The 23362-nt window shown below is 68.5% G+C and carries 21 protein-coding genes and 1 pseudogene; 10 read left to right on the top strand and 12 right to left on the bottom strand.

Annotated features, from left to right (window positions below):
* Window positions 1–3: 3 nt before the first annotated feature.
* Window positions 4–978: an alpha/beta fold hydrolase gene (locus AC1RRV_RS06705; protein WP_492858815.1), complete on the top strand. Its 975-nt coding sequence runs from the start codon at window positions 4–6 to the stop codon at window positions 976–978.
* On the opposite strand, the gene AC1RRV_RS06700 is transcribed toward AC1RRV_RS06705, so the two are convergent.
* Together AC1RRV_RS06700 and AC1RRV_RS06695 are read right to left on the bottom strand one after the other, a co-directional pair.
* A complete protein-coding gene (locus AC1RRV_RS06700; RefSeq protein ID WP_492858814.1) occupies window positions 975–2972 on the bottom strand; it encodes an alpha/beta hydrolase family protein in 1998 nt (665 codons plus the stop codon). The genes AC1RRV_RS06705 and AC1RRV_RS06700 overlap by 4 nt on opposite strands.
* Window positions 2973–3068: 96 nt before the next feature.
* Window positions 3069–4055 (bottom strand): 2-hydroxyacid dehydrogenase, encoded by a 987-nt coding sequence (locus AC1RRV_RS06695; protein WP_492858813.1) that lies wholly within the window; start codon window positions 4053–4055, stop codon window positions 3069–3071.
* A gap of 71 nt (window positions 4056–4126) precedes the next feature.
* On the opposite strand from AC1RRV_RS06695, the gene AC1RRV_RS06690 reads away from it, so the two are divergent.
* The 5 genes from AC1RRV_RS06690 to AC1RRV_RS06670 all read left to right on the top strand — a co-directional run bounded on the left by AC1RRV_RS06690 (window position 4127) and on the right by AC1RRV_RS06670 (window position 9347).
* Window positions 4127–4675 carry an SH3 domain-containing protein gene (locus AC1RRV_RS06690; RefSeq protein ID WP_492858812.1) on the top strand — a complete coding sequence of 183 codons (549 nt, stop codon included), beginning with the start codon at window positions 4127–4129 and terminating at the stop codon, window positions 4673–4675.
* Between the two features lie 59 nt (window positions 4676–4734).
* Window positions 4735–5247: a 3-hydroxyacyl-[acyl-carrier-protein] dehydratase FabA gene (gene fabA, locus AC1RRV_RS06685; RefSeq protein WP_492858811.1), complete on the top strand. Its 513-nt coding sequence runs from the start codon at window positions 4735–4737 to the stop codon at window positions 5245–5247.
* Window positions 5248–5317: 70 nt separating this feature from the next.
* On the top strand, window positions 5318–6532 hold the full coding sequence (gene fabB, locus AC1RRV_RS06680) for a beta-ketoacyl-ACP synthase I (protein ID WP_492858809.1): 1215 nt from the start codon (window positions 5318–5320) through the stop codon (window positions 6530–6532).
* 18 nt (window positions 6533–6550) lie between these two features.
* Window positions 6551–8455 (top strand): O-linked N-acetylglucosamine transferase, SPINDLY family protein, encoded by a 1905-nt coding sequence (locus tag AC1RRV_RS06675; RefSeq protein ID WP_492858808.1) that lies wholly within the window; start codon window positions 6551–6553, stop codon window positions 8453–8455.
* A 76-nt stretch (window positions 8456–8531) separates the two neighbouring features.
* On the top strand, window positions 8532–9347 hold the full coding sequence (locus AC1RRV_RS06670; protein ID WP_492858807.1) for an enoyl-ACP reductase FabI: 816 nt from the start codon (window positions 8532–8534) through the stop codon (window positions 9345–9347).
* 32 nt (window positions 9348–9379) lie between these two features.
* On the opposite strand, the pseudogene AC1RRV_RS06665 reads toward AC1RRV_RS06670, so the two are convergent.
* The 5 genes and pseudogenes from AC1RRV_RS06665 to AC1RRV_RS06645 all read right to left on the bottom strand — a co-directional run.
* Window positions 9380–9481 (bottom strand): annotated as a pseudogene (locus AC1RRV_RS06665) (hypothetical protein); the annotation flags it as partial.
* 45 nt (window positions 9482–9526) lie between these two features.
* Window positions 9527–10135 (bottom strand): TetR/AcrR family transcriptional regulator, encoded by a 609-nt coding sequence (locus AC1RRV_RS06660; RefSeq protein ID WP_492858806.1) that lies wholly within the window; start codon window positions 10133–10135, stop codon window positions 9527–9529.
* A gap of 16 nt (window positions 10136–10151) precedes the next feature.
* Window positions 10152–11744: a DHA2 family efflux MFS transporter permease subunit gene (locus tag AC1RRV_RS06655; RefSeq protein ID WP_492858805.1), complete on the bottom strand. Its 1593-nt coding sequence runs from the start codon at window positions 11742–11744 to the stop codon at window positions 10152–10154.
* A gap of 14 nt (window positions 11745–11758) precedes the next feature.
* A complete protein-coding gene (locus AC1RRV_RS06650) occupies window positions 11759–12868 on the bottom strand; it encodes an HlyD family secretion protein (RefSeq protein ID WP_492859227.1) in 1110 nt (369 codons plus the stop codon).
* Window positions 12869–13007: 139 nt separating this feature from the next.
* Window positions 13008–14798 carry a HAMP domain-containing methyl-accepting chemotaxis protein gene (locus tag AC1RRV_RS06645; RefSeq protein ID WP_492858803.1) on the bottom strand — a complete coding sequence of 597 codons (1791 nt, stop codon included), beginning with the start codon at window positions 14796–14798 and terminating at the stop codon, window positions 13008–13010.
* A 391-nt stretch (window positions 14799–15189) separates the two neighbouring features.
* Between AC1RRV_RS06645 and AC1RRV_RS06640 the strand changes: the two genes are divergently transcribed.
* On the top strand, window positions 15190–15327 hold the full coding sequence (locus AC1RRV_RS06640) for a hypothetical protein (protein ID WP_492858802.1): 138 nt from the start codon (window positions 15190–15192) through the stop codon (window positions 15325–15327).
* On the opposite strand, the gene dut is transcribed toward AC1RRV_RS06640, so the two are convergent.
* Window positions 15324–15791 (bottom strand): dUTP diphosphatase, encoded by a 468-nt coding sequence (gene dut / locus AC1RRV_RS06635; RefSeq protein ID WP_492858801.1) that lies wholly within the window; start codon window positions 15789–15791, stop codon window positions 15324–15326. The two genes, AC1RRV_RS06640 and dut, sit on opposite strands and share 4 nt — an antisense overlap.
* Window positions 15792–15856: 65 nt before the next feature.
* Window positions 15857–17053, bottom strand: a complete 1197-nt coding sequence (gene coaBC, locus AC1RRV_RS06630) for a bifunctional phosphopantothenoylcysteine decarboxylase/phosphopantothenate--cysteine ligase CoaBC (protein WP_492858800.1) — start codon at window positions 17051–17053, stop codon at window positions 15857–15859.
* Between the two features lie 166 nt (window positions 17054–17219).
* On the opposite strand from coaBC, the gene AC1RRV_RS06625 reads away from it, so the two are divergent.
* Window positions 17220–17783 carry a hypothetical protein gene (locus AC1RRV_RS06625; protein WP_492858799.1) on the top strand — a complete coding sequence of 188 codons (564 nt, stop codon included), beginning with the start codon at window positions 17220–17222 and terminating at the stop codon, window positions 17781–17783.
* Between the two features lie 6 nt (window positions 17784–17789).
* Here AC1RRV_RS06625 and ubiB read toward each other — a convergent pair whose 3' ends face one another.
* Together ubiB and AC1RRV_RS06615 are read right to left on the bottom strand one after the other, a co-directional pair.
* Window positions 17790–19298 (bottom strand): 2-polyprenylphenol 6-hydroxylase, encoded by a 1509-nt coding sequence (ubiB, locus tag AC1RRV_RS06620; protein ID WP_492858798.1) that lies wholly within the window; start codon window positions 19296–19298, stop codon window positions 17790–17792.
* A 4-nt stretch (window positions 19299–19302) separates the two neighbouring features.
* Window positions 19303–20061, bottom strand: coding sequence for a class I SAM-dependent methyltransferase (locus AC1RRV_RS06615; protein WP_492858797.1), 759 nt, complete (start codon window positions 20059–20061; stop codon window positions 19303–19305).
* A gap of 82 nt (window positions 20062–20143) precedes the next feature.
* On the opposite strand from AC1RRV_RS06615, the gene mutM reads away from it, so the two are divergent.
* Both mutM and fabA (AC1RRV_RS06605) read left to right on the top strand, forming a co-directional pair.
* On the top strand, window positions 20144–21007 hold the full coding sequence (gene mutM, locus AC1RRV_RS06610) for a bifunctional DNA-formamidopyrimidine glycosylase/DNA-(apurinic or apyrimidinic site) lyase (RefSeq protein ID WP_492858796.1): 864 nt from the start codon (window positions 20144–20146) through the stop codon (window positions 21005–21007).
* 125 nt (window positions 21008–21132) lie between these two features.
* Window positions 21133–21663, top strand: coding sequence for a bifunctional 3-hydroxydecanoyl-ACP dehydratase/trans-2-decenoyl-ACP isomerase (gene fabA, locus AC1RRV_RS06605; RefSeq protein ID WP_492858795.1), 531 nt, complete (start codon window positions 21133–21135; stop codon window positions 21661–21663).
* A gap of 77 nt (window positions 21664–21740) precedes the next feature.
* On the opposite strand, the gene AC1RRV_RS06600 is transcribed toward fabA (AC1RRV_RS06605), so the two are convergent.
* Entirely contained in the window at window positions 21741–23333 is a 1593-nt protein-coding gene (locus AC1RRV_RS06600; RefSeq protein WP_492858794.1) for a hypothetical protein, read from the bottom strand.
* Window positions 23334–23362: the final 29 nt, after the last annotated feature.

Raw genomic sequence — 23362 nt, 5'->3', positions numbered from 1 at the left:
GGGATGAAGACGCTGGCGCGCGGTCTCGCGATCGCCCTGGTGCTGATCGTCGCCCTGGCGGCGGTCGGATGGCTGTTGCTGCAACGCCCGGACATACCCTACGCCACGCTTGAGGCGCGATATGGCCATGCGGATTCCCAGTACATGGACCTGCCGGGCGGGGTCCGCGCGCACTATCGCGACCTGGGTCCGCGCGACGCGCCGGCCATCGTGCTGGTGCACGGCTTCTCGGCCTCCACCCACGCCTGGGACGGCTGGGCCAAGGCGCTGTCCAAGACCTATCGCGTGGTGGTGCTGGACCTGCCGGGCCATGGCCTGACGCGGGCCGGCGGCGCCTATGCGGGCGGGCGTGATGGCTTCGAGGCGGTGGTCGACGAACTGACCCGCCGGCTGGGCCTGACCCGCTTCACCCTGGCCGGCAACTCGATGGGCGGCGCCGTGGCCTGGGCCTTCACCCTGGATCATCCGGACAAGGTCGAGCGCCTGATCCTGGTCGACGCCGGTGGCTGGCCGGCGGACAAGGCCAACGGGGCGATGATCTTCAACGTCATGCGCAATCCGGTCGGCCGAGCGGTGCTCAAGAACATCGACACCCGGCCGCTGATCGCCCAGGGCCTGCGGGCGGCCTATCTGGATCCCAAGCTGGTCACGCCGGCCCTGATCGACCGCTATGTCGACCTGGCGCGGGCGCCGGGGCATCGCGACATCCTTCTGGGCCTGCAGACCGGGCCGCGCCGGACGGCGACGGTGGCCGACCTGTCGCGGATTCACGTGCCGACCCTGGTGATGTTCGGCCAGGAGGACCGGCTGATCCCGGCCGCTGACGGCGAGCGATTCCACAAGGCCATACCGGGCGCGAGCCTGATCCTCTATCCGGGCGTCGGCCACGTGCCGATGGAGCAGATCCCCGGCCGTTCGGCCGCCGACGTGGCGGCCTGGCTGGCGGCGCACCCGACGCCGCCAGCCCTGACGCCCTAGGCCTTGAAGGCCTTGGCGATGTGGGCGACCGACCTCTTGAAGACGATGTCCCATTCCTCCGGCTGAAGGTCGCGGTGGCCCGCGCCCTTCAGTTCGATCAGCTCCACGGACTTGCCCGCGCTCTTCAAGGCGCTGTTCATGATCCGCGACTGCTTGACCGGCACGATGTCGTCCTCCGTGCCGTGGATCAGCAGCACTGGGGCGGTGACCTTGTCGGCATGCAGGGCGGGGGAGGCGGCTTCCATCATCGTCCGGTCCTTGGCCGGGTCGCCGATGGTCTCCAGCCAGTAGAAGTAGCTGGGCGAGTCGGCGCCGTCGTAGAGCTTGGTCGCGGCGATCGACTCGACGAGATCGCTGACGCCGGCGATCGCGACCACGGCCTTGTAGAGATCGGGCCGCCGCACGGCGCCCATCAGGGCCGCGTAGCCGCCATAGCTGCCGCCGCAGATGGCGATGCGGTTGGGATCGGCCCGGCCGCTGGCCACCACCTGGGCGATCGCGTCCTCGACGTCCTCCTGCATCTTGTCGCCCCAGTGCTTGCGGCCGGCGTCGGCGAACGCCTTGCCGTAGCCGCCGGAGCCCCGGAAGTTGGGCTGCAGCACCAGCCAGCCCTGGGCCGCCAGGACCTGGGCGAAGGCGTCGTAGCCGTAGTTGTCACGGGCTTCCGGACCGCCATGCGGCATCACGACCAGCGGGCGCGGACCGGTCGCCAGCGGCACGCTCAGATAGGCGGTGACCGGCAGGCCGTCGCGGGTCTTGATCGCCAGCGTCTCCATCGTCGCGAGTCGTTCAGGGGCCAACTGCGGGGCGGCCTGGCCAACGCCGTCGAAGCGCTTGGTCACGCGATCGTAGAAATAGATCGTGCCGGGCTCGCGCGGCCCTTGGGCCATGGCGAGGAAGCGATTGCCGTCGTCGCTGATGTCGAAGATCCGGATATTGCAGGTATCGCCCAGATACTTGTTCAGGCCCCGGAAGGTGGCGCCCATCTTCGGGTCGACGAACTGATAGGTCCAGCGGTCCTCAAGGAACGACGCGCCAAGAAACTGGCCCTTGCGGGTGATCAGGGCGTCCTCGACGTCGTGATCGGGTCGGCTGGCCAGGGTCTCGCCCAGGGCCATGGTCCGAAGGTCGAACTTGCGCAGCGACAGAGTGCCCGCGGCGCCCTCGCGCGCGACCGCCAGCAGAACGCCCGGCTCTGGCGTGGACCCGACCAGGGTGAACTCCTGCTTGTTGAACTCGTCCTTGCGCAGCTCGCGGAAGAACTTCCACTCGGTCGCGCCGGGCGGGCGGACATAGATGGTCTGGACCGTGCCGCGCTGGTTGCTGTCGTACCGCACGACCGGGACGCCGTTCTGGCTCATCCAGGTCAAGGTCTTGAGCCCGCCCTGCTCGATCAGGTCGGTCTTACCGGTGTGGATGTCGACCTTGTAGAGGCAGTAGGTCCGCAGGTTGTAGTTCGCCGCCCGCATCAGAATGTGATCGGGATCGTTCGGCATCAGGTCGACGATCGAGCCCAGATCGTGGACCTCGGCCAGCTTGCCGGTGCCGTCGTCGAACAGGATGACGCTGTTCTTGCCGTCCACATCGATGGCCAGCACGCGTCGCGCCTTGGGCGGTTCGCGCTCATAGGTGTCACTGCTGCGCGCCAAGCGCGTGCCGGTCTCGGCGCGCGCGCGGCGCAGAGGGATCAGCAAGGTGACCAGCAAGCGCGTGTCGGTGGCCCAGGCGATGTCCTGCACCTCGCGATCGCCCAGCGGCAGGACCACCAGGGTCTGATCGGGGGCGTCGGCGGGGATGATCGTGATCCGCGAATCGACCTTGTCGTTGCCGAGCTCGTTCGTCGAGGCCACGGCGATCTTCTTGCCGTCCGGCGACAGCGCCGCGCCCCGGTCGCGGCGGGGCATGTTCAGCTCGTCGATCGTGTGCGGCCCCGCCTGGGCGAAGGCCGAAAAGGCCTGAAACGCCAGCGGAACACCTGCGGTGCTCGCGATCATGCGACGACGAGAAATCATGTGAATCAGCCCCAATCACAACCCTGGATCGGGGGTGTAGCTGGCATGCACGCAGCCCCGCAATGGGCCTTTCGCGTGTTACAGCATCGACGGGATGACCCGGTCCGGCGGGCGGTGGCCGTCCATGAAGGTCTTCACGTTGACGATGACCTTCTCGCCCATGTCGATGCGGCCCTCGACCGTCGCCGAGCCCATGTGGGGCAGCAGTACGACGTTGGGCAGCTTCAGGAGCTTGGGATTGATGGCCGGCTCGTGCTCGTAGACGTCCAGGCCCGCGCCGGCCAGTTCGCCGCGCGCCAGCATGTTGGCCAGGGCCCCCTCGTCGATCACTTCGCCGCGGGCGGTGTTGACCAGCACGGCGTGGGGCCGCAGCAGCTTCAGCCGGCGGGCCGACAGCAGGTGGTAGGTGGCCGGTGTGTGCGGGCAGTTGACCGAGACGAAGTCCATCCGGGCCAGCATCTGGTCGAGGCTTTCCCAATAGGTGGCCCCGATCTCCTCGGCGATGCGCGGGCTGATCGGCTTGCGATTGTGATAATGCACCTGCATGCCGAAGGCCTTGGCGCGGCGGGCCACGGCCTGGCCGATGCGGCCCATGCCGATGATGCCCAGGCGCTTGCCCCACAGGCGGCGGCCCAGCATCCAGGTCGGCGACCAGCCGTTGAAGCCGCCGGCCTTGACGACTTCCGCGCCTTCGACGATCCGGCGCGAGGCGGCCATGATCAAGGTCATGGTCAGGTCGGCGGTGTCTTCGGTCAGGACACCCGGGGTGTTGGTGACGATGATGCCGCGGGCGTTGGCCGTGGCGACGTCGATATTGTCCACGCCGGCGCCGAAATTGGCGATCAGCTTGAGCCGATCGCCGGATCGCGACAGAAGACGCGAGTCGATACGATCGGTGATCGTCGGCACCAGCACATCGGCCCGGCTCATGGCGTCGACCAGTTCATCCGCCGTCAACGGCTTGTCGGAGACGTTGAGTTCGGTGTCGAACAGTTCGCACATCCGCGTCTCGACCGGATCGGGCAGTTTGCGGGTGACGATGACTTTGAGCTTGCGGGCGGCCATGGGCGGTTTGAAAGCTCTCTCTGACGGGCGTTTGAAAGCTGTAGCAAAGGGGCCCGAAGGGGCCAAGCAACATGCCGAGGAAATCAGAACAACGTTCGTCTCGTCGTGCGTCTGGGAAGCGTTTGGGGCTGGCGGTGGTCGGAATTATGTCCGCCCTTGCCGGTCGCGCCCTGGCCGAGGGGCCGAAGATCACCCCGTCGGGCCTTGAGGTGCCGCGCTACGTCTCGCTGAAATACGCCGAGGTCAATGCGCGCAACGGCCCTGACGAGGCTCACCAGCTGCTGTGGATCTATCACGCCAAGGGCCTGCCGGTGCAGGTCGTGGCCGAGACGCGCGAGTGGCGACGGATCTGCGATCCCGAAGGGGGCCTGGCCTGGGTGCACAAGCGCACCACCGACGGCCGGCGCTCGGCCATGCGGGTTCAGCCTACTGTGTTGCCGCTGCTCAGCGCCCCCAAAGCGGGGGCAAAGGTCAGCGCCTATCTGAAGGGCCGCTCGATCGTCAGCCTGGACAAGTGCGAGAAAGGCTGGTGCCGGCTGCGCGCCGACGGCTCGCAGGGCTGGGCCCGCGAAAGCGACATCTGGGGCGCCGACCCCGCGGTCCAATGCCGCAAGGGATAGGAACAGAGGTCTCAGGGAAACGTTGAGACCTGACCCACCGCCGTGCTAGGGCGTCCGTTATGCAGAAGAACGCCTATACCTTCGAAGAACTCCTGGCTTGCGGCCGCGGCGAACTGTTCGGTCCCGGCAACGCTCAGCTACCGGCCCCGCCGATGCTGATGTTCGACCGGATCGTGCGGATCGAGTCGGAGGGCGGCAAGTACGGCAAGGGCTATGTCGAGGCCGAATTCGACATCAATCCGGACCTCTGGTTCTTCGGTTGCCACTTCATCGGCGATCCGGTCATGCCGGGCTGCCTGGGCCTGGACGCCATGTGGCAGCTGGTCGGCTTCTTCCTGGGCTGGTCGGGCGGGCCGGGCCGTGGTCGCGCCTTGGGCGTCGGCGAGGTAAAGTTCACCGGCCAGGTCACTCCCGACGTCAAGAAAGTCGTCTATAAGATCGACTTGAAGCGGGTGATCATGCGTAAGTTGGTCATGGGAATCGCCGATGGCGTGATGGAAGCCGACGGTAAGGTCATCTACGAGACAAAGGACCTTAAGGTCGGCCTGTTCACGCCCGAGCAAATGGCTTGATCCGTTAGACGAGACCGGCCCACGAGAGCCGGCCCCTGACGGATCGGAGGGGGAGAAGAGGATTTACGATATGCGTCGCGTCGTCGTCACCGGACTGGGGATCGTCTCGTCCATCGGCAACAACGCCAATGAGGTGCTGGCTTCGCTGCGCGAGGCCAAGTCGGGCGTGGTCGCCGCGCCCGAGTACGCCGAGCTCGGCTTCCGTTGTCAGGTCCATGCCGCGCCCCAGATCGAGTGGGAGTCGATGGTCGATCGCCGCGCGGCGCGTTTCCTCGCGCCCGGCACGGCCTACGCCCACATCGCCATGGAGCAGGCGATCGCCGATTCCGGCCTCGAAGAGGTCGACATCTCCAATGAGCGCACCGGCCTGATCGTCGGTTCGGGCGGCCCGTCCACCCGCGTGATCGTTGAGGCCGCGGCCACGACCAAGGAGAAGGGTCCCAAGCGGATCGGTCCGTTCGCGGTGCCCAAGGCCATGAGCTCGGGTCCGTCGGCGGTGCTGTCGACCTGGTTCAAGATCCGCGGCATCAACTATTCGATCAGCTCGGCCTGCGCGACCAGCGCCCACTGCATCGGCGCGGCCGCCGAGCAGATCCAGATGGGCAAGCAGGACGTGATCTTCGCGGGCGGCTGCGAGGAGCTGGACTGGTCCCTGTCGAACCTGTTCGACGCCATGGGCGCCATGAGCAGCAACTTCAACGACCGTCCGGCCGTGGCCAGCCGCGCCTATGACAAGAACCGCGACGGCTTCGTGATCGCCGGCGGCGCGGGCATCGTGGTGCTGGAAGAGTACGAGCACGCCAAGGCGCGCGGGGCCAAGATCTACGGCGAAGTCGTGGGCTACGCCGCCAATTCCGACGGCTTCGACATGGTCGCCCCGTCGGGAGAGGGCGCGGCGCGCTGCATGAAGCTGGCCATGGCCGAAGCCGGCGGCCGCACCATCGACTATCTGAACCCGCACGGCACCTCGACGCCCGTCGGTGACAGCAAGGAAATGGGCGCGGTGCGCGAGGTGTTCGGCGACAAGCCGCCGCTGATCTCGTCGACCAAGTCCCTGACCGGCCACAGCCTCGGCGCCGCCGGCGCTCAGGAGGCCATCTACTCGATCCTGATGCTCAACAACGGCTTCGCGGCCGAGAGCGCCAATATCGAGGAGCTGGACCCCGAGTTCGCCGACCTGCCGATCCTGCGCCAGCGCTCGGACAAGCCGCTGGAAACGGTGATGTCCAACAGCTTCGGCTTTGGCGGCACCAACGGCACGCTGATCATCAGCCGCGTCGACTAGTCCGGGTCGGGGGCGCGTTTGACGACCGCCCGCGAGGCTTTCGCCCTCTATCAAGCCGGCCGAGTGGCCGAAGCCGCCGCCCTGTGCGAGCGACTGGTCGTCGATGCGCCCAGCGTCGAGGCCTGGCACCTGTTGGGCGTGGCGCGACTGGGATTGGGCCGCGCCCAGACGGGCCTGGCGGCGCTGGACGCGGCCTTGGCGCTCGATCCCCTCCGGGCGGGCGTCCTTTCGGCCAGGGCCTTGGCGCTCAATGCGCTGGCGCGTGACGACGAGGCGGTTCTCGCCGGCCGGGCGGCGCTGGCGGTCGATCCGGAAAACCCGCCCGTTCTCAACGCCCTGGGCGTCTCGTTGCGGCGGCTCGGCCGCGCGGATGAGGCCCTGGCGGCCTATGAGGCGGCGCTGAAGATCGCGCCGGACTTCGTCGACGCCCTCTGCAATCGCGGGATCGCCCTGACCGACCTGGGGCGCTTCGACGAGGCCCTGGCGGCCCACGATCGCGCCGTCCAGGCCGCGCCGCGCGAGGCGAGGGCGCTGGCCAATCGCGCCGCCCTCAAGTCGCTGCTGAACCGCCCGGCTGAGGCGGCGGCCGACCTCGAGGGCGTCCTGGAGCTTGATCCCCGCTACCCCCGCGTCGCCGGGGACCTGCTGTGGGCGCGCCGGCAAACCTGCGACTGGCGTGAAGACGCGGCGCTGCAGATGCTCGTTCGCGTGGAATTGAAGGCCGGAAACCTCGCCATCGCGCCCTTCGCGGCCCTGGCGGTGTTCGACGATCCGGCCCTGCATCGGCATTGCTCCAGCTTGGCCGCGCCGCGCGAGGTTCCGCCACCGGCATGGCCGGTCAGGCCGGAGGGTGAGCGGATCCGCGTGGCCTACCTGTCGGCCGACCTGCATGAGCACGCCACGGCCCGGTTGCTGGCGGGGGTTCTTGAAGCGCACGATCGGACCCGGTTCGAAGTGTTCGCCGTCTCATACGGACCGGACACCGGCGGTCCGATGCGCGAGCGGCTCAAGGCGGCGTGTGAGCATTGGGTCGAGGCGCGACACCTAACCGACGCAAGGGTTGCCGAGCGTTGCCGCGACCTCGGAATCGATATCGCCGTCGACCTGAAAGGCTACACCCAGGACGGTCGGCCTGGCATATTGGCCCACCACGCCGCGCCGGTTCAGGTCAGCTGGCTGGGCTATCCAGGCACGCTGGCCGCCCACGCGGGCCATGTGATCGCCGACGCCGTCACGCTCCCGCCCGGCGCGGAGTCTGACTGGTCCGAGGCGGTGGTCCGACTGCCGCACTACCAGCCCAACGACGCCTTGGGACCAGTACCGCCGCCTCCGACACGCGCCGAGGCGGGCCTCCCCGAGGGCGCCTTCGTCTTCTGCTGCTTCAACAACCCGGCCAAGATCACGCCCGAGACCTTCGCGGCCTGGATGGCGATCCTGAAGGCCGCGCCGGCCAGCGTGCTCTGGCTCTATGACGGCGCGCCGGGCGTCGCCGAGAACCTCGGAGCTCAAGCCGTCGACGCCGGGGTCGCGCCCGAACGCCTGGTCTTCGCTCAGCCCATGCCGCACGCCGAGCACCTGGCCCGCCACGCGCTGGCCGATCTGGTGCTCGACACGTGGCCGTACGGCGCCCACACCACGGCCAGCGACGCCCTGCGGATGGAGGTTCCGGTCCTGACCCTGCCGGGGAAGAGTTTCGCCAGCCGGGTCGGCGCCAGCCTGCTGACGGCGCTGGGCCTGCCCGAACTGATCGCCGGCGATGTCGGCGCCTATGTCGCCAAGGCCGCCGATCTCGCGACCGACCGAGCAGCGCTGGACGCGTTGAAAAGCCTTCTGGAGAAGGCGGTGCGGGCCTCCGACGTGTTTGACCCGACCACCTTCGCGCGGTCGCTGGAGGCCGCCTTCGTCGGCATGGCCAACCGTTGAGCTGACCGGAAAGGGTTCCGCCCAGCGGTTCCCCCTGCTAACCAGCGATCAACGACTTCCAGAAGGGGCCCGACACATGGCCGACGATTACGCGTTCCCCAAGGGCGAGCTGATGCGAGGCAAGAAGGGCCTCGTCATGGGCGTGGCCAATCACAACTCCATCGCCTGGGGTATCGCCAGCCAACTGGCCGCCCAGGGCGCCGAGATGGCCTTCACCTATCAGGGCGAGGAACTCGAGCGCCGCGTGCGGCCGCTGGCCGAGAGCATCGGCGTCAAGACGATGATCCCCTGCGACGTCACCGACGACGCCTCGATGGACGCCGCCTTTGCCGAGATCGAGAAGGAATTCGGCACGCTGGACTTCGTCGTCCACTCGGTCGCCTTCGCCAACAAGAATGAGCTGAAGGGCTCGTTCGTGGAGAACACCAGCCGGGAAGGCTTCCTGCTGGCCATGAACATCTCGGCCTTCAGCTTCGTGGACGTCGCCAAGCGCGCCTCGAAGATCATGCCGAACGGCGGCTCGCTGATCACCATGACCTATCTGGGGTCGGAGCGGACCATCCCGAACTACAACACCATGGGCGTGGCCAAGGCGGCTCTGGAAGCCTCGACCCGCTACATCGCTCGCGACCTGGGGCCCAAGGGCATCCGCGCCAACGCCATCTCGGCCGGCGCCATGCGCACCCTGGCCCTGGCCGGCATCGCCGGCGGCCGTGGCATGATCGCCCAGGGCCGCGCTTTCAGCGCCATGAAGGAAGACACCTCGATGGAAGGCGTCGCCGGCTGCGCGCTGTGGCTGGCTTCGGACCTCGGCAAGTCGACCACGGGCGAAGTCGTCCACGTCGACGCCGGCTTCCACATGATGGGCATGCCGGACGCCGAAGAGGCGTAGGCGGCATCAGGCTTTTCTATCGGCAGTATCAATCACTCGTCATCCCGGACGGCGTAGCCGATCCGGGACCCAGGGGCCAAGCCCAGCGCGGTTGCCCCTGGGTCCCGGCTCTCCGCTTCGCTGCGGCCGGGATGACGAGTTGTTTAGCGGTGGATGAGCGGTGTGTTTAGTTGGCCCCATTAAGGGGCGTAGGCCCGCATGAACCGCTCGGCCGCCTCCCTCGCGAGGCGGCCGTACTGTTCCTGGGTCTTGTCGGACGGAAGACGCAGCAGGGACCGCAGCTGGTTGTGGCCCATGACCATGCCGGAGAAGAACTCCGCCGCCTGGTCGAAATCCTCGACCTTCATGCGGCCCAGCTCGGTCTCGGTCTTCAGAAACGCGGCCAGTTGGCGGCGGGCGCTGAGCGGACCGGCCTCATAGACGTCCTTGGCGAGGTCGGGCATCTCGCCCGAGCCCAGGATGATCACCCGCATCATCGAGTAGCTCTTGCTGGTGATCACCGTCTCCAGCACCGAGCGGGCGTAGGCCTCGAGGGCCTCGGTCGGATTTTCCTCGGCGCCGGGCTCGCGCAGCGAGGCGGTGATGGCCTCGACCCGGCGCTGCATCAGGGCGCGCATCAGGTCGGCCTTGGAACCGTAGTGATTATAGACCGTCTGTTTGGAGACCCCCGCGCGGCGGGCGATCTCCTCCATCGGGGCCGAGAGGCCGCGCTCGCCGATCACCTCGACCGCGGCGTCGAGGATGGCTTCGGTCTTGGCGACGTCGATCTGTCCGGGAACCCTTGGCATTAGGCGACTCTCGGCATCAGTGGGCGTCCGAAGGGGGCGGCGGGGCGTTCTTGACCGGCGCGGCCAGCAGCGACACGCCGGCGGCGATGAAGCAGCCGATGGCCAGCAGGGTGAAGCTGTCGCCGAACGCCAGCACCGTGGCCTGCTGCTGCATCATGCCCGAGATCGCCTTGCGCGCGGCGCCGGCCGGGTCGGCGACGCCCAGTTGCGCCATGCGCTCCATCAGGCCCGCCATCATGCTCGCGGTGGGACCGCCGGCGATCACCTTCGAGCTCATGTCGTCATAGTACAGCGCCGTCTGCTGGGTGATCGACGTCGCCAGTAGGGCCAGGCCGATGGCCCCGCCGGTGTTGCGCGACAGGTTCACGAGACCGGAGGCGTTCTTGACCATGTGCGGGGGCAGGGTGCTCATCGTGATCTGCTGGGTCGCGATCATGGCGATCATGACCCCGACGCCGCGGCAAGCCTGAACGCCCGCGAATTCCCAGAAACCCCAGTCCTTGGTCACGGCGTGAGCCATGAACATGCCCCAACCGGCCAGAAGGAAGCCGATGCACATCGGCACGCGGGGATCGGTCTTGCGCACCAGCCGGCCGGCGATCGGGCCGGTCATGAACATCGACAGGCCGGAGATCACCATCGTGGTGCCGACCTCCGACGCCGAATAGTGGCGCACGCGGCCCAGGAACTGCGGCAGCAGGAAGGTGCCGCCGAACAGGCTGGCGCCCGAGACGGCGGTCATCAGCACGCCGACCGTGAAATTGCGATTGGCGAAAGCCCGCAGCTCGACGATCGGGTTGCGATAGGTCAGCTGCCGCCAGATGAAGGTCACCCCGCCAATCACGGCCAGGACGGTCAGCCACAGGATGCCGCTGTCGCTGAACCAGTCGTCCTTGGCGCCCTCTTCCAGCACGAACTGCATGCTCATCAGGAAGATGGCCATCACGGCCAGGCCGAACCAGTCGAAGCCCTTGGCCAGGCCCGGGTCGCCCTTGTCGAAATCGCCCCAGCGGGCCACGCCGAACAGCACGATCAGGCCGGTCGGGACGTTGATGAAGAACAGCCAGCGCCAGGACAGCGCCTCGGTCAGGTGGCCGCCCAGGGTCGGTCCGACCGTCGGGGCCAGGGTGACGATCAGGCCCATGATCACGCTGGCGGTCACGCGCTTTTCGGGCGGGAAGGCGGTGAAGGCCACGGCGAACACCGTCGGGATCATCGCCCCGCCGATGAAGCCCTGCAGGGCGCGGGTGATGATCATCATGTCGATCGACGAGGACAGGCCCGTCAGCACGCTCATGACGATGAAGCCGGTGCACGAGATCAGATAGAGGCGCTGTGTGCCCCAGAGGCGCGACAGATATCCCGACAGCGGGATCATCACGACCTCGGGGATCAGATAGGCGGTCTGGATCCAGCTGATCTGGTCGGTGCTGGCTCCGACGCCGGCCTGGATCTGCGGCAGCGAGGCCGCCACGATCTGGATGTCGAGGATGGCCATGAACTGGCCGATGACCATCGCGCCGAAGCCGAGCATCAGCTTGCCCCAGTCGATCTGGGGAGCCGCGGCGGGCGTCGGCGCGGAGGATGCGGGCAAGGCGGCGTCGGTCATGACGCGGTCCCCGATTAGCGGCTCGCGCCCTGGCGGGCGACCTGCGGTCCGGCTTGACCGGCTTCGGCGAACGAGGCGCCCGAGCGGTCGCGGACATCGACCTTGATCTCGACCGACAGGCCTGGACGCAAGGCCGCGCCCAGCTGGCTGCGGTCGACCACGATCTTCACCGGCAGGCGCTGGGTGATCTTGGTGAAATTGCCGACGGCGTTCTCGACCGGGATCAGGGCGAACTCCTGGCCCGTGGCAGGCGCGAAGCTGTCGATCCTGCCGACGATCTTCTGCTTGCCGAACGCGTCGGCCTTGATCTCGACCGGCTGGCCGATGCGGATGCGCGAGACCTGGGTCTCCTTGAAATTGGCGACGATATAGGCCTGACCCAGCGGCACGACCGACATCAGGGCCACGCCCGGCTGGACCAGCTGGCCCGGGCGGACCGAGCGGGCGCCGACCACGCCGGCGGCGGGCGCGCGGACCACGGTGCGATCCAGGTCGAGCTTGGCCTGCTCCACGGCGGCGTGGGCGGCGGCGGCCTGGGCGATGGTCTGGGCCTTGGCCGAGCCCAGCGACTGGGCGGTGCGGCGTTCGGCCTCCAGGGCCGCCTGGGCGCTGGCGACGCCGGCGGCGGTCTGGGTGGCGGTGGCGCGGGTGGTCTGGACCTTCTGCTGCGAGACCCAGCCCTGGCCGGCCAGGGCGTTGTAGCGGTCGAGATCGGCCTTGGCGCGGCTGGCGTCGGCCTGGGCGCTGGTCACGCCGGCGGCCCGCTGGGCGATCATCGCCAACTCAAGGCTGGACTTGTCGTCGATGGCGCGGATGGCGGCGTCGGCCGCCGCGGCGTTGGCGATGGCCTGGTCGAGCCGGGCCTGGAAGGTCGAGGGATCGATCTTGGCCAGCACCTGGCCGGCCTCGACGCGCTGGTTGTCGGCCACCAGCACCTCGGCCACATAGCCGGAGACCTGCGGGCTGACCTGGACGGTGTCGGCCTGGACGAAGGCGTTGTCGGTGGCCTCATAGCGCTGCTTGTCGAGGAACCAGAGGGTTCCGCCCACGATCACGCCGACGAGGACCACCCCCCCGACGAGCATCGGAACAAGCTTCTTCTTCTCGGACGCCGCCATGGCCAGACCCTTGTCGAAAGACTTCGAGCGCGCCGGATAGTCCCGTCCGGCGCGCTCTTCAAGGGATAAATGGACGCAGTCGTCCAGAATTCAACAATGGCTCGAAGAAGTTTTCGCGAAAGGCGTTCGCGAGGGATCGTCCTCGCTAGGCGGCGCGGCGGGCGCTCCCGCTTTCGGCCAGGCGGAAGCGCTGCACCAGCTTGCCCAGCTCGCGCGCCTCGTTGGAGAGGCCGTGGCTGGCGGCGGTCGATTGCTCGACCATGGCGGCGTTCTGCTGGGTGGCCTGGTCCATCTGGTTCACGGCGATGTTGACCTGGTTGAGACCCGTGGCCTGTTCGGTGGCCGAGGCGGCGATCTCGGCGACGATGCGGTTGATGTCCTGCACGCCGGCGATGATCCGCTGCAGGGCCTCGCCGGTCTCGCCGACCAGATGGACGCCTTCGTCGACCTGCTGGGTCGAGTTCGAGATCAGGGTCTTGATCTCCTTGGCCGCGTCGGCCGAGCGCTGGGCCAGGGCCCGGACCTCTTGGGCGACGACCGCGAAGCCGCGACCGGCTTCACCGGCCCGCGCCGCTTCGACGCCAGCGTTGAGGGCCAGCAGGTTGGTCTGGAAGGCGATCTCGTCGATCACGCCGATGATGGCGCCGATCTCGCGCGAGCTGGATTCGATCTGGCCCATGGCGGCCACGGCGCGGTCGACGACCTCGCCGCCCTTTTCGGCGTCCTTGCGGGCGGTGTCGACGGTGCGGCGGGCGCTGCCGGCGCCTTCGGCGGTCTTGCGGACGGTGGCGGTGATCTCGTCGAGCGCGGCGGCGGTTTCTTCCAGGCTGGCGGCCTGTTGCTCGGTGCGCTTGGACAGGTTGTCGGCGGCCTGGCTGATCTCGCCGGAGCCAGCCTGGATGCCGCCCACGGCGCCGTTGATCACGCCCATGGTCTGGGCCAGCTGGTCCATGGCGGCGTTGAAGTCGCCCTGCAGCTTGCGATAGGCGGGTGGGAAGGTTTCGTTCAGGCGGAAGGTCAGGTCGCCGCCGGCCAGGGCCTCCAGACCTTCGCCGACGCGGCCGACCACCACCGATTGCTCGCGGGCGTTGGCTTGGCGCTCGGCTTCGCCGGCTTCGCGGTGGCGTTCGGCCTCGGCGCGCTGCTCGACCGACAGGCCTTCCAGGCGGATCTTCTCGATGGCGGCTTCCTTGAAGGTCAGGACGGCGGCGGCCATGCCGCCGATCTCGTCCTTGCGGCCCGTGGCGGGGACGGCGACGCTGTTGTCGCCGCCGGCCAGGCGGCGCATGACGCCGGTCATGGCCGTGATCGGCGCGGCGATGGCGTTCGACAGCAGCCAGCCCATCAGGACGGCGACCCCGATGGCTACGGCCCCGCCAGCGATGAGGGTGATCAGACCGGTGCGGAAGGCCTTGCCCTGTTCCGCCGTGCGCGCGGCCAGCTGCTGTTCCTCGACCTTGGTCATCGCCTCCAGCACCTTGCGGGTGTTGGTCAGGCGGCCGGTCTTGGCGACCGCCGCGCGGGTCGCTTCGAGCGAGGCGGGGTCGTTGGCTTCGGCGACCTGCTTGTCGATCTCGCCATGGAAGACGCCGACCGCCGCAGTCAGGGCGTCGATGCGGGCCTTCTCCTCGGCGTCCTCGACGCCGGCCGCGAGCCGCTTGAAGGCGGCCTCGTACTCTTCCGCGTATTTGGCGCGCTTCTTCAGGAACGAGGCGTCCAGGCTGGCCACATAGCCGCGCACCGCGTTCTGCTCCTCGACCAGGGCGCTGGTCGTGTCGCCGATCGCGTCGACATAGGCGTAGCTGTGCTCGTTGAGCTGGGTGATCTTCTGGATCGAGCTCAGGCTCGAGGCGACGAGAACGCCGGCGGCGACCACGCCGAAGACGAGGATCGCGAATGCAAGCACAAGTTTGTGTGCAACCTTGAGATTAGACATGAGCAGCGTCCCTAGACCTGAAGTCCAGATCAGGCTGCCGTCACAGGGTTAACAAACTCGAAGGCATATGACGAAGATCAATGTTAGCTGAGAATCTGGGGCCAGAAATCGTTTTCTGGGCCAGTAACGCTCAGGAATCGGCCAATTTGGCGACGTTTTGACGCAGCCAACTACACCTGACTGTACTACCTGGGAATACTATCCGTGCCCGGACAATCTGGACTACGCCTGCCTATGCAAGCTTGAGCATGCGACAGCGCGCCGCAATTCCCGCGCGCGCTGGAATCACGGCACAGTGAGATCGCTCGCCAACCGCAACCAACGGGTCGGCAGCGCGTATCTCCTCCGGTGAGTTTCCGCCGGCTCCGCCTATAGGCAGCAGGAGGTTCCGATGAAGTCCCAGCCCCCGATCGGCCAATCGCCGTTCGACCTGATCCGTCCGGTCCTGTGGATGGCCGCGGCCGGCTTCGCCGCCGGGTTCGGCGGCTACATGGCGCTGGGCCTGCGGGCCATTCACCCGACCAGCTAGACCCCGGTCGAGCCGAAGCCGCCCGCGCCACGATCGGTGGCGTCCAGGTCGTCGACCTCGACCAGCGACCATTGCGGGGCCGCCGCGATGACGCCCTGGGCGATGCGGTCGCCCCGGCGGATGGTGAAGTCCTCTTCGCCCAGATTGACCAGCAGCACACAGACCTGGCCGCGATAGTCGCTGTCGACGGTGCCAGGCGCATTGACCACCGTGACGCCGTTCTTGAAGGCCAGGCCCGAGCGCGGGCGCACCTGCATCTCCCAGCCATCCGGGATCGCCACCGAGAAGCCGGTCGGCGCCATGCAGCGCGAGCCGGGCTTCAGCACGATCGGCGCGTCTTCGGGCACGGAGGCGCGCAGGTCAAAGCCCGCAGCCCCGGCCGTGGCATAGGCGGGAACCGGCAGGTCGGGATTGCCTTCCCAGCGCTTGAAGCGGATGGCGAGGCCGGCGGGGATGGCGGACATGCGAGCGTTCCTGCTGAAAAGACCGCCCGGCTGTAGCTGATTTGCGGCCCGTCAGGCCAGAGCCCCTAAGCCAGGTGGGCGGCGATCCGCTGGGCGATCTGGGCCGCGACCTGGTTCTTGGCCGCGCGGTCCCAGCGTTCGATCCCGTCCTGGGTGATCAGCAGCACGGCATTCTCGCCGCCGCCCATCACGCCCGGTTCGGTCACGTTGTTGGCGATGATCCAGTCGCAGCCCTTGCGGGCCAGCTTGGCGCGGGCGTGGTCCTCGACATGGTCGGTCTCGGCCGCGAAGCCGATGACCAGTTTCGGCCGTCGGGGCCCGGAGGCCGACAGGGTCGCCAGGATGTCGGGGTTCTCGACGAAGACCAGGGCCGGCGGGCCGCCCTTGTCCTTCTTCAGCTTGGTCCCGAACGCCTCGTCGACGCGCCAGTCGGCCACGGCGGCCACGAACACCCCGACATCGGCGGGCAGGGCGGCCTGGCTGGCGGCCAGCATCTGGCGGGCGGTCTCGACATCGACCCGCTTGACCCCGACTGGCGTGGGCAGAGCGACGGGACCGGCGACCAGGGTGACCTCGGCGCCCAGCTTGGCCAGCGCCTCGGCGATCGCGAAGCCCTGTTTGCCGCTGGAGCGATTGGTGATGCCGCGCACCGGGTCGATCGGCTCGAAGGTCGGGCCGGCGGTGACCAGGGCGCGCTTCCCGGCGAGCGGTCGGGCGGCGGGGCCTTCCAGCATCGCGACGATCGCGGCGAAGATCTCTTCCGGTTCGGCCAGGCGGCCGGGGCCGAACTCGCCACAGGCCATGGCGCCGTCGTCGGGGCCCACGAAGCTGACGCCGTCGGCCTTCAAGGTGGCGATGTTGCGCTGGGTGGCGGGGTGCAGCCACATCCGCACGTTCATGGCCGGGGCCATCAGCACCGGCTTGTCGGTGGCCAGCAGGGTGGTCGAGGCCAGGTCCCCGGCCAGGCCGTTGGCGGCCTTGGCGATCAGGTCGGCGGTCGCGGGGGCCACGACCACCAGATCGGCCGAGCGCGACAGCTCGATATGGCCCATCTCGGCCTCGTCGGTCAGGGAGAAGAGGTCGTCATAGACCTTGTCCTCGGCCAGGGCCGACAGGGACAGGGGCGTGACGAACTCCGCGCCGGCCTTGGTCAGGATCGGGCGCACGCCGATGCCGGCCTTGCGCAGCAGGCGGGTCAAGAGCAGCGCCTTGTAGGCCGCCACGCCGCCGCCGACGATCAAGAGAACCCTTTTGCCGCTCACGTCGCGCTCCGCTGTCCGCGTTGGTCTCGTCCCTGCACATGCCCACCCGCGCGGCAAAGCGCCAGAGAGAAACATGCTCGAAAGGCGGGTCGAAGATAGGGACTCGACTCTTGTTCCGCTTTCGTTTCAATAAACGCCAGGGTAGAGCATCATGGAAAATGCGATCATGAAGATTGTGCGATATCTCGCGACGGGCATGACGGCCATCGCGGTTCTGGCCGGCCTGGCGGCTTGCGACAGCGGCGCCTCGGCCGTGAAGGCGCCCAAGGGCGGCGAGCGGGCCACCATCGAGACGGGGCCTCCGGCGACCTCGTCGTTCGAGGGTGAAGGCTCCCGTCGGGCCGATCCGCGCGACGCGCCGGTCAAGCTGGTCGCCGGCAAGCCCTACTGGGCCGCCAATCGCACGCGCTCGGCCGAGGAGAACGCCCAGCGTTCGTTCGAGCGCAACGGCGAGACCTTCGGAGCCAAGAGCGCCGACGACTATGTCGCCAAGGTCCACGCCTTCGTCAGCGACCCGCCCAAGGGCTCGGAGACGCTGAAGCGCGCGAACGGCGACCTGCTGATCTACGATCCCAAGGCCAATGTCTTCGCGGTGGTGTCGCGCGACGGCGCGCCGCGCACGATGTTCAAGCCGGATGAGGGCGCTGCCTATTGGGATGTGCAGAAGACCCGCGAGGAACGCCGGGCTTCGGCCTCCAAGAAGCGGGAGCGGGATCAGGCGGAAGGGTAGGGGTCCCTACCCCGCCAGCAGCAGGCCGGTCACGAAGGCCGCGCCCGCCGTAGCGGCGCCGACCAGGAACCACAGCAACGGCCAGGTGTGCTCACGCTCCACCCGGATCGTGGTCGTCGTCGGCGGGGCCTCGGCCAGACGGGCCAGGGCCCTGATCGCGCGCAGGGCTTCGTCGGCGAAATCGCGAGCCTTGGCGGCGGGCGACAGTTCGCGGCCGATCCAGCGGCGCACCACCGGGTCGGCGGCGGCCCAGAGGTCGTGGGTGGGGTCGATGCGGCGAGCGACGCCTTCGACCGTGACCATGGTCTTCTGCAGAAGGACCAGCTCCGGCCGCAGGGCCATGTCGAACAGAGCGGTGATCTCGAACAGCTGGGCCAGCAGGCGACCCATCGAGACGTCGCGGGCGTTGCGCCCGAACACCGGCTCGCCGACGGCGCGCAGGGCCTGGGCGAAGGCGTCGATGTCCTGATGGGCGGGCACATAGCCGGCGTCGAAATGGACCTTGGCCACCCGGGCGTAGTCGCGGTTCAGGAAGCCGTACAGGATCTCGGCCAGGTAGCGGCGCTCACCGGGGCCCAGGCGACCCAGGATGCCGTAGTCGACGGCCGTGATCGCCGACGGCGCGGCCACGAACAGGTTGCCCTCGTGCAGGTCGGCGTGGAACAGGCCGTGGTCCAGGGCCTGGGCCAGGAAGCCGCGGGTGACGTTCTCGGCCAGGGCCTTGCGGTCCAGGCCGGGCAGTTCCAGGGCGGCGGGGTCCGAAAGCGGCACGCCCTCGGCCCAGGTCAGGGTCAGGACTCGCTTGCCGACCCCCTCCCAGCAGACCAGCGGCGCGCGCATATAGGCGTCGACAGCCATGGCCTCGCCCAACTCGGCGCAGCCGGCGGCCTCGAACCGCAGGTCCATCTCGAGGTCCAGGGCCCGGATCACCACCTCGACGAACTCGGTGGGCTTGAGGCGGCGCGCGGCGGGGGCCAGGGCCTCGGCCAGGCGCGCGGCCAGGCGCAGCACGGCGCTGTCCTGGGCCACCCGGCGCTCGATGCCAGGCCGCAGCACTTTGACGGCCACCTTGCGACCGTCCAGCAGAACGGCCGGATGGGCCTGGGCCAGGGAGGCGGCGGCGACCGGCTCGTCGATCTCGGCATAGACCGCGTCCAGCGGCTTGCCGAGATTGCGGATGATCTCGGCCTTGGCCTCGGCGAGCGGGAAGGGCGCCAGTCGGTCCTTCAGGTGCGAGAGGTCCTCGGCGAAGGCGGTGCCGAAGATGTCGGCCCGCGTCGACAGGAACTGGCCCATCTTGATGGCGGCGGGGCCCTGGGCCTCCAGCACCTTGGCCAGGCGCTCGCCGGGACGGCCCCGCTTGGCCGCCGGACCCGCGAACAGGCGCAGCAGTCGCCCCGCCCATCGCGCCGACGTCGGCAGCAGAGGCTCGACCTCGCGCGGCAGCAAGGCGTCGGCCCGCACGAGGGCCCAGCCCGCGCCGGTCAGGCGCCAGAAGGCGGAGAGACTGGCCACAGCTTTAGAGCGCCCAGCCCTGGTGCAGGGCCGCGACGCCGCCGGTGAAGTTGGTGAAGCTGACCCGCTTGAAGCCGGCGTTTTCCATCATGCCGGCGAAGGTCCGCTGGTCGGGGAAGCGGCGGATGCTCTCGACCAGGTACTGATAGGCCTCGCGATCCTTGGCGACCCATTCGCCGACCTGCGGGATGACCTTGAAGCTGTAGGCGTCATAGGCCTTGGCCAGGGCCTCGGTCACCGGTCGCGAGAATTCCAGGCACAGGAAGCGGCCGCCGGGCTTGAGCACCCGGCGGGCCTCGCGCAGGGCCGCGTCGATGTCGGTGACATTGCGGATGCCGAAGCTGATCACATAGGCGTTGGCGTAATTGTCCGGCAGCGGCAGGGCTTGCGCGTCGCCGACGGTCCAGGTGATCTCCGGCTCGCCGCCACGTTCGATGCCGGCGGCGATCATCTCGGCATTGTAGTCGATGATGTTGATGGTCGCGTCCGCGCCGCCGCGCCGCTCCTGGGCGTTTCGGGCCATCTTGGCGAAGCGGCGGGCCATGTCGCCCGTGCCGCCGGCGCAGTCGATGATCACCTCGCCCGGCTGCGGGTTGAGGCGCGCGGCGACCGCGTCCTTCCACAGCCGATGGACGCCGCCGCTCATCAGGTCGTTCATGATGTCGTAGTTCTTGGCGACGCGGTCGAAGACCCCGCGCACCAGGCCCGCCTTCTGCGAGGCGTCGACGTCCTTGAAACCGAAGCTGGCGGAGGAGTTGCTCATGACGTCTTTGGGCCGCGCTCTCTATATGACAGACCGCTATTAGCTCGCGCCTCGCCTCGCGTCATCCGCCGAAGGACCACCCTTGCCCGAATTGCCCGAAGTCGAGACCGTCCGCCGGGGCCTGGAGCCCGTGCTGTCCGGCGCCCGCCTGTCGCGCGTCCGCGCCAACCGGCCCGACCTGCGTTTCCCCCTGCCCGACGGCTTCGTCCAGCGGCTGACCGGGGCGAAGATCCTGCGCCTCAACCGCCGGGCCAAATATATCCTGGCGCCGCTGGACCGGGGCGACACCCTGGTGATGCATCTGGGCATGACGGGTCGCTTCGAGATCGCCGCGCCTGAAGGTGTCGTCCGCCCCGGCGACTTCGCCCGCGAGGTCACGCCCGACGACAAGCACGCCCACGTGGTCTTCGAGACCGACGACGGCGCGACCATCACCTATTACGACCCGCGCCGGTTCGGCTTCATGGACCTGATCGCCACCGATCATGTGAGCCGCCACCCCTGGTTCGCGGCCATGGGCCCCGAGCCCCTGGGCGAGGGCTTCGACGCCAGGACCCTGGAAAAGGCCTTCGCCAATCGCAAGCAGGGCCCCAAGACCCTGCTGCTGGACCAGCGCACCGTGGCGGGTCTTGGCAATATATATGTGTGCGAGGCCCTGCACCGATCGGGCATCTCGCCGTTCAAGCCCTCGGGCGGCGTCGCCAAGAAGCGCCTGGGCCCCCTGACCACGGCGATCAAGGAGGTCCTGGCCGAGGCCGTCGAGGTCGGCGGCTCGACCCTGAAGGACTTCGCCGCGGCCGACGGCGCCTTGGGCTATTTCCAGCATCGCTTCCGCGTCTATGATCGCGAGGGCGAGCCCTGCCCGACGGCGGGCTGCAAGGGCGTGATCGGGCGCGAGGTCCAGGCGGGTCGCTCGACCTTTTTCTGCCCGGTCTGCCAGGTCTGAAGTCTTTTAGGTCGGGGCGCCGCGCAATCTTGACGCTTCGCCCATAGAGGCCACAACCTCGGCGGCCCGAAGGCGACAGGATCGGCGATCCGACCGGCCGCGCGACCTTCGACGGGGGAAGCGACTTGGCCAATCCGCACGACCATCACACGCCGAAGGACCACTACACCAAGGCCGACCTGATCCAATCGGGCCTCGGCGGCTATTTCGGGCCCGGAAACGCGCAGTTGCCCGCGCCGCCGATGCTGATGATGGATCGGATCACCGAGATGAGCCTGGACGGCGGTGACTTCGGAAAGGGCCATGTCGTGGCCGAGCTCGACATCAATCCGGACCTCTGGTTCTTCGACTGCCATTTCCCGGGAGATCCGGTGATGCCGGGATGCCTGGGCCTGGACGCGATGTGGCAGGTGGTCGGCTACTGGCTCGGCTGGTCGGGCTCACCCGGAAAGGGACGCGCCATCGGCGTGGGCGAGGTCAAGTTCCGCGGCGATATCACGCCGGCCACGCGACTCGTCCGCTACGAGGTCAGTCTCAGGCAGGTCCGCCGCGGCAAGCTGGCGCTGGGCCTGGCCAATGGGCGGCTGCTGGCCGATGGGGTTTGTGTCTATACGGCAAGCGACCTGAAGGTCGGCATGATCGAGGCCAGGGTCTAGGCGCGTTCGCCGCTCCCGAGACCTGGAAGAGAAAAAGGTCGCCGGGCCTCGCTTGAAGCCCGACGACCCCGTCCGCACTAGAAGCCGACCCGCGCGCCGAGCCGCAGGCCGAGGGCTTCGCGGCCATTGCCGTAGTCGCCGTTGGCCTCCAGGAACGCGAGCGTCCCGCCGCCGGTGCGGTAGTTCAGGCCCATGGCGACCTGGCCATAGGTCCGGCCGCCGTCCCGCGACAGATGCTCGACCTGATCGCCGCTGACCAGGTCCAGCCCGGTCTTGACGGTGAAGTCGTGGACCACGAACGCGGCGCCGTAGGTCGTCAGCGCGCCGCCGAACATCTCACCCTGCGCCGTTCCCCGCACGCCGACCTTGGCGACGAAGCCGCTGGCGTCGTCGAAGTCGAGGCGCTTGGCCAAGGTGGCCATGTCGTCGAGGCGCGTGCTGACATAGCTGACGCCGAGCAGTTGCTCGAACGCCAGGCTGTCGGCCTGGGTCCGCGCGCCGGCCTCGATCTGGGCGCCGTAGGAGACGCCGTCGAACTTGGCGGCGATCTCCTGCCCTCGCGCCGTGATCGACTGGCGGTCGGCCTTGGCCAGCGCATTCAGGAAGAAGCCGCCGCGCGTCAGGGCCAGATAGCCGCCCAGGTTCATCACGCTGAACTTCATCTCCTGCCCGGCCAGGCCGCTGAACTTCATCTTGGAGTCCGCATAGCCGCCGGTCAGGCCGATCAGCACCCGGCTCCCGTCGAGGCCGGCGTTGATCAGGTCCACGCCCATCTGGCCGCCGTGGGTCGTCTGGTCATAGTCGACGTCGACGATGCGGCCCGTCGCGGCCACCTTGTCCTCGAGGTTCCGCCGCTCGCCGTGGGCCTGGACCCACACGCCCCCGCCATTGGCGTCGGAGCCGGCGTCGCGCAGGCTGGCGACGTGAGCGCTCCAGGCGTCGGCCGACCCGCGCCAGACGCTCGCGGCGCCTTCGGAGACCTTCAGCGCTTCGAAGACCCGTTGGCTGGCCACGCCCCTGAGGCGGTAGGACTTCGCGTCCGCGTCGAAAACCAGGCTGTATTGGATGAAGCCAACCTCGCTGTTGTCGATGCGGAAGACGTCGGCGCGGACGGCGTTGCCCGCTTGCACGAGGACCGGACCCTTGTCGCCCGTCAGGGTGGCGGCGGACGCGGACACGTTCAGCAGGATGGCGGTCTTGCCGTAGACCAGGCCGCCGACCACCAGCTTGTCGGCGCCGTCGGCCCCGATATCAAGCGCCAGACGCGCATTGCCTCCGCCTTCATATTCGTTGGAGAGGGTCAGGACGTCGCCGACATGGCCGTTGCGCATGTCGATCAGGCCCGAGTTCTTCAGCCCCTCAAGCGATTTCAGCGACACGGACACGGGCGCCGTCGCCTTGGCGCCGATCGTGATGACGCCGGTGTTGGTGAGGATGTCGCTGCCGCCGCCGAAGTCGCTGTCCTCGGTCAGGTCGACCGTCTTGTCGTTGGTGATGGTGTCATCGCTGTCGCTCAGGACCGTTTCGCCGAAGAGACGGCGTGGCGTCTCCGCGCCGTGGGCCGCCAGCGGCGACAACAGGATGATGGGGGTGAGGGCCGCCGAGATCGCGCTCGACGCGAAGCGGCGCCGCGCGGCCGGCTGGCCGGCGCGGTGGAAAATGTACAGCACTTACTGGACTCCGTAAGCGATCGCGCCCC

The organism is Caulobacter sp. GW821-FHT11E10 (genome assembly GCF_058808375.1).
This window is presented reverse-complemented; position numbering and strand designations above follow the sequence as displayed.

What these genes read in the sequence shown, in the direction of transcription:
- AC1RRV_RS06705 (WP_492858815.1), top strand. Translation starts at nt 4, where the DNA reads ATGAAGACGCTGGCGCGCGGTCTCGCGATCGCCCTGGTGCTGATCGTC.
- AC1RRV_RS06700 (WP_492858814.1), bottom strand. Translation starts at nt 2,972, where the DNA reads ATGATCGCGAGCACCGCAGGTGTTCCGCTGGCGTTTCAGGCCTTTTCG.
- AC1RRV_RS06695 (WP_492858813.1), bottom strand. Translation starts at nt 4,055, where the DNA reads ATGGCCGCCCGCAAGCTCAAAGTCATCGTCACCCGCAAACTGCCCGAT.
- AC1RRV_RS06690 (WP_492858812.1), top strand. Translation starts at nt 4,127, where the DNA reads ATGCCGAGGAAATCAGAACAACGTTCGTCTCGTCGTGCGTCTGGGAAG.
- fabA (WP_492858811.1), top strand. Translation starts at nt 4,735, where the DNA reads ATGCAGAAGAACGCCTATACCTTCGAAGAACTCCTGGCTTGCGGCCGC.
- fabB (WP_492858809.1), top strand. Translation starts at nt 5,318, where the DNA reads ATGCGTCGCGTCGTCGTCACCGGACTGGGGATCGTCTCGTCCATCGGC.
- AC1RRV_RS06670 (WP_492858807.1), top strand. Translation starts at nt 8,532, where the DNA reads ATGGCCGACGATTACGCGTTCCCCAAGGGCGAGCTGATGCGAGGCAAG.
- AC1RRV_RS06660 (WP_492858806.1), bottom strand. Translation starts at nt 10,135, where the DNA reads ATGCCAAGGGTTCCCGGACAGATCGACGTCGCCAAGACCGAAGCCATC.
- AC1RRV_RS06655 (WP_492858805.1), bottom strand. Translation starts at nt 11,744, where the DNA reads ATGACCGACGCCGCCTTGCCCGCATCCTCCGCGCCGACGCCCGCCGCG.
- AC1RRV_RS06645 (WP_492858803.1), bottom strand. Translation starts at nt 14,798, where the DNA reads ATGTCTAATCTCAAGGTTGCACACAAACTTGTGCTTGCATTCGCGATC.
- AC1RRV_RS06640 (WP_492858802.1), top strand. Translation starts at nt 15,190, where the DNA reads ATGAAGTCCCAGCCCCCGATCGGCCAATCGCCGTTCGACCTGATCCGT.
- dut (WP_492858801.1), bottom strand. Translation starts at nt 15,791, where the DNA reads ATGTCCGCCATCCCCGCCGGCCTCGCCATCCGCTTCAAGCGCTGGGAA.
- AC1RRV_RS06625 (WP_492858799.1), top strand. Translation starts at nt 17,220, where the DNA reads ATGAAGATTGTGCGATATCTCGCGACGGGCATGACGGCCATCGCGGTT.
- AC1RRV_RS06615 (WP_492858797.1), bottom strand. Translation starts at nt 20,061, where the DNA reads ATGAGCAACTCCTCCGCCAGCTTCGGTTTCAAGGACGTCGACGCCTCG.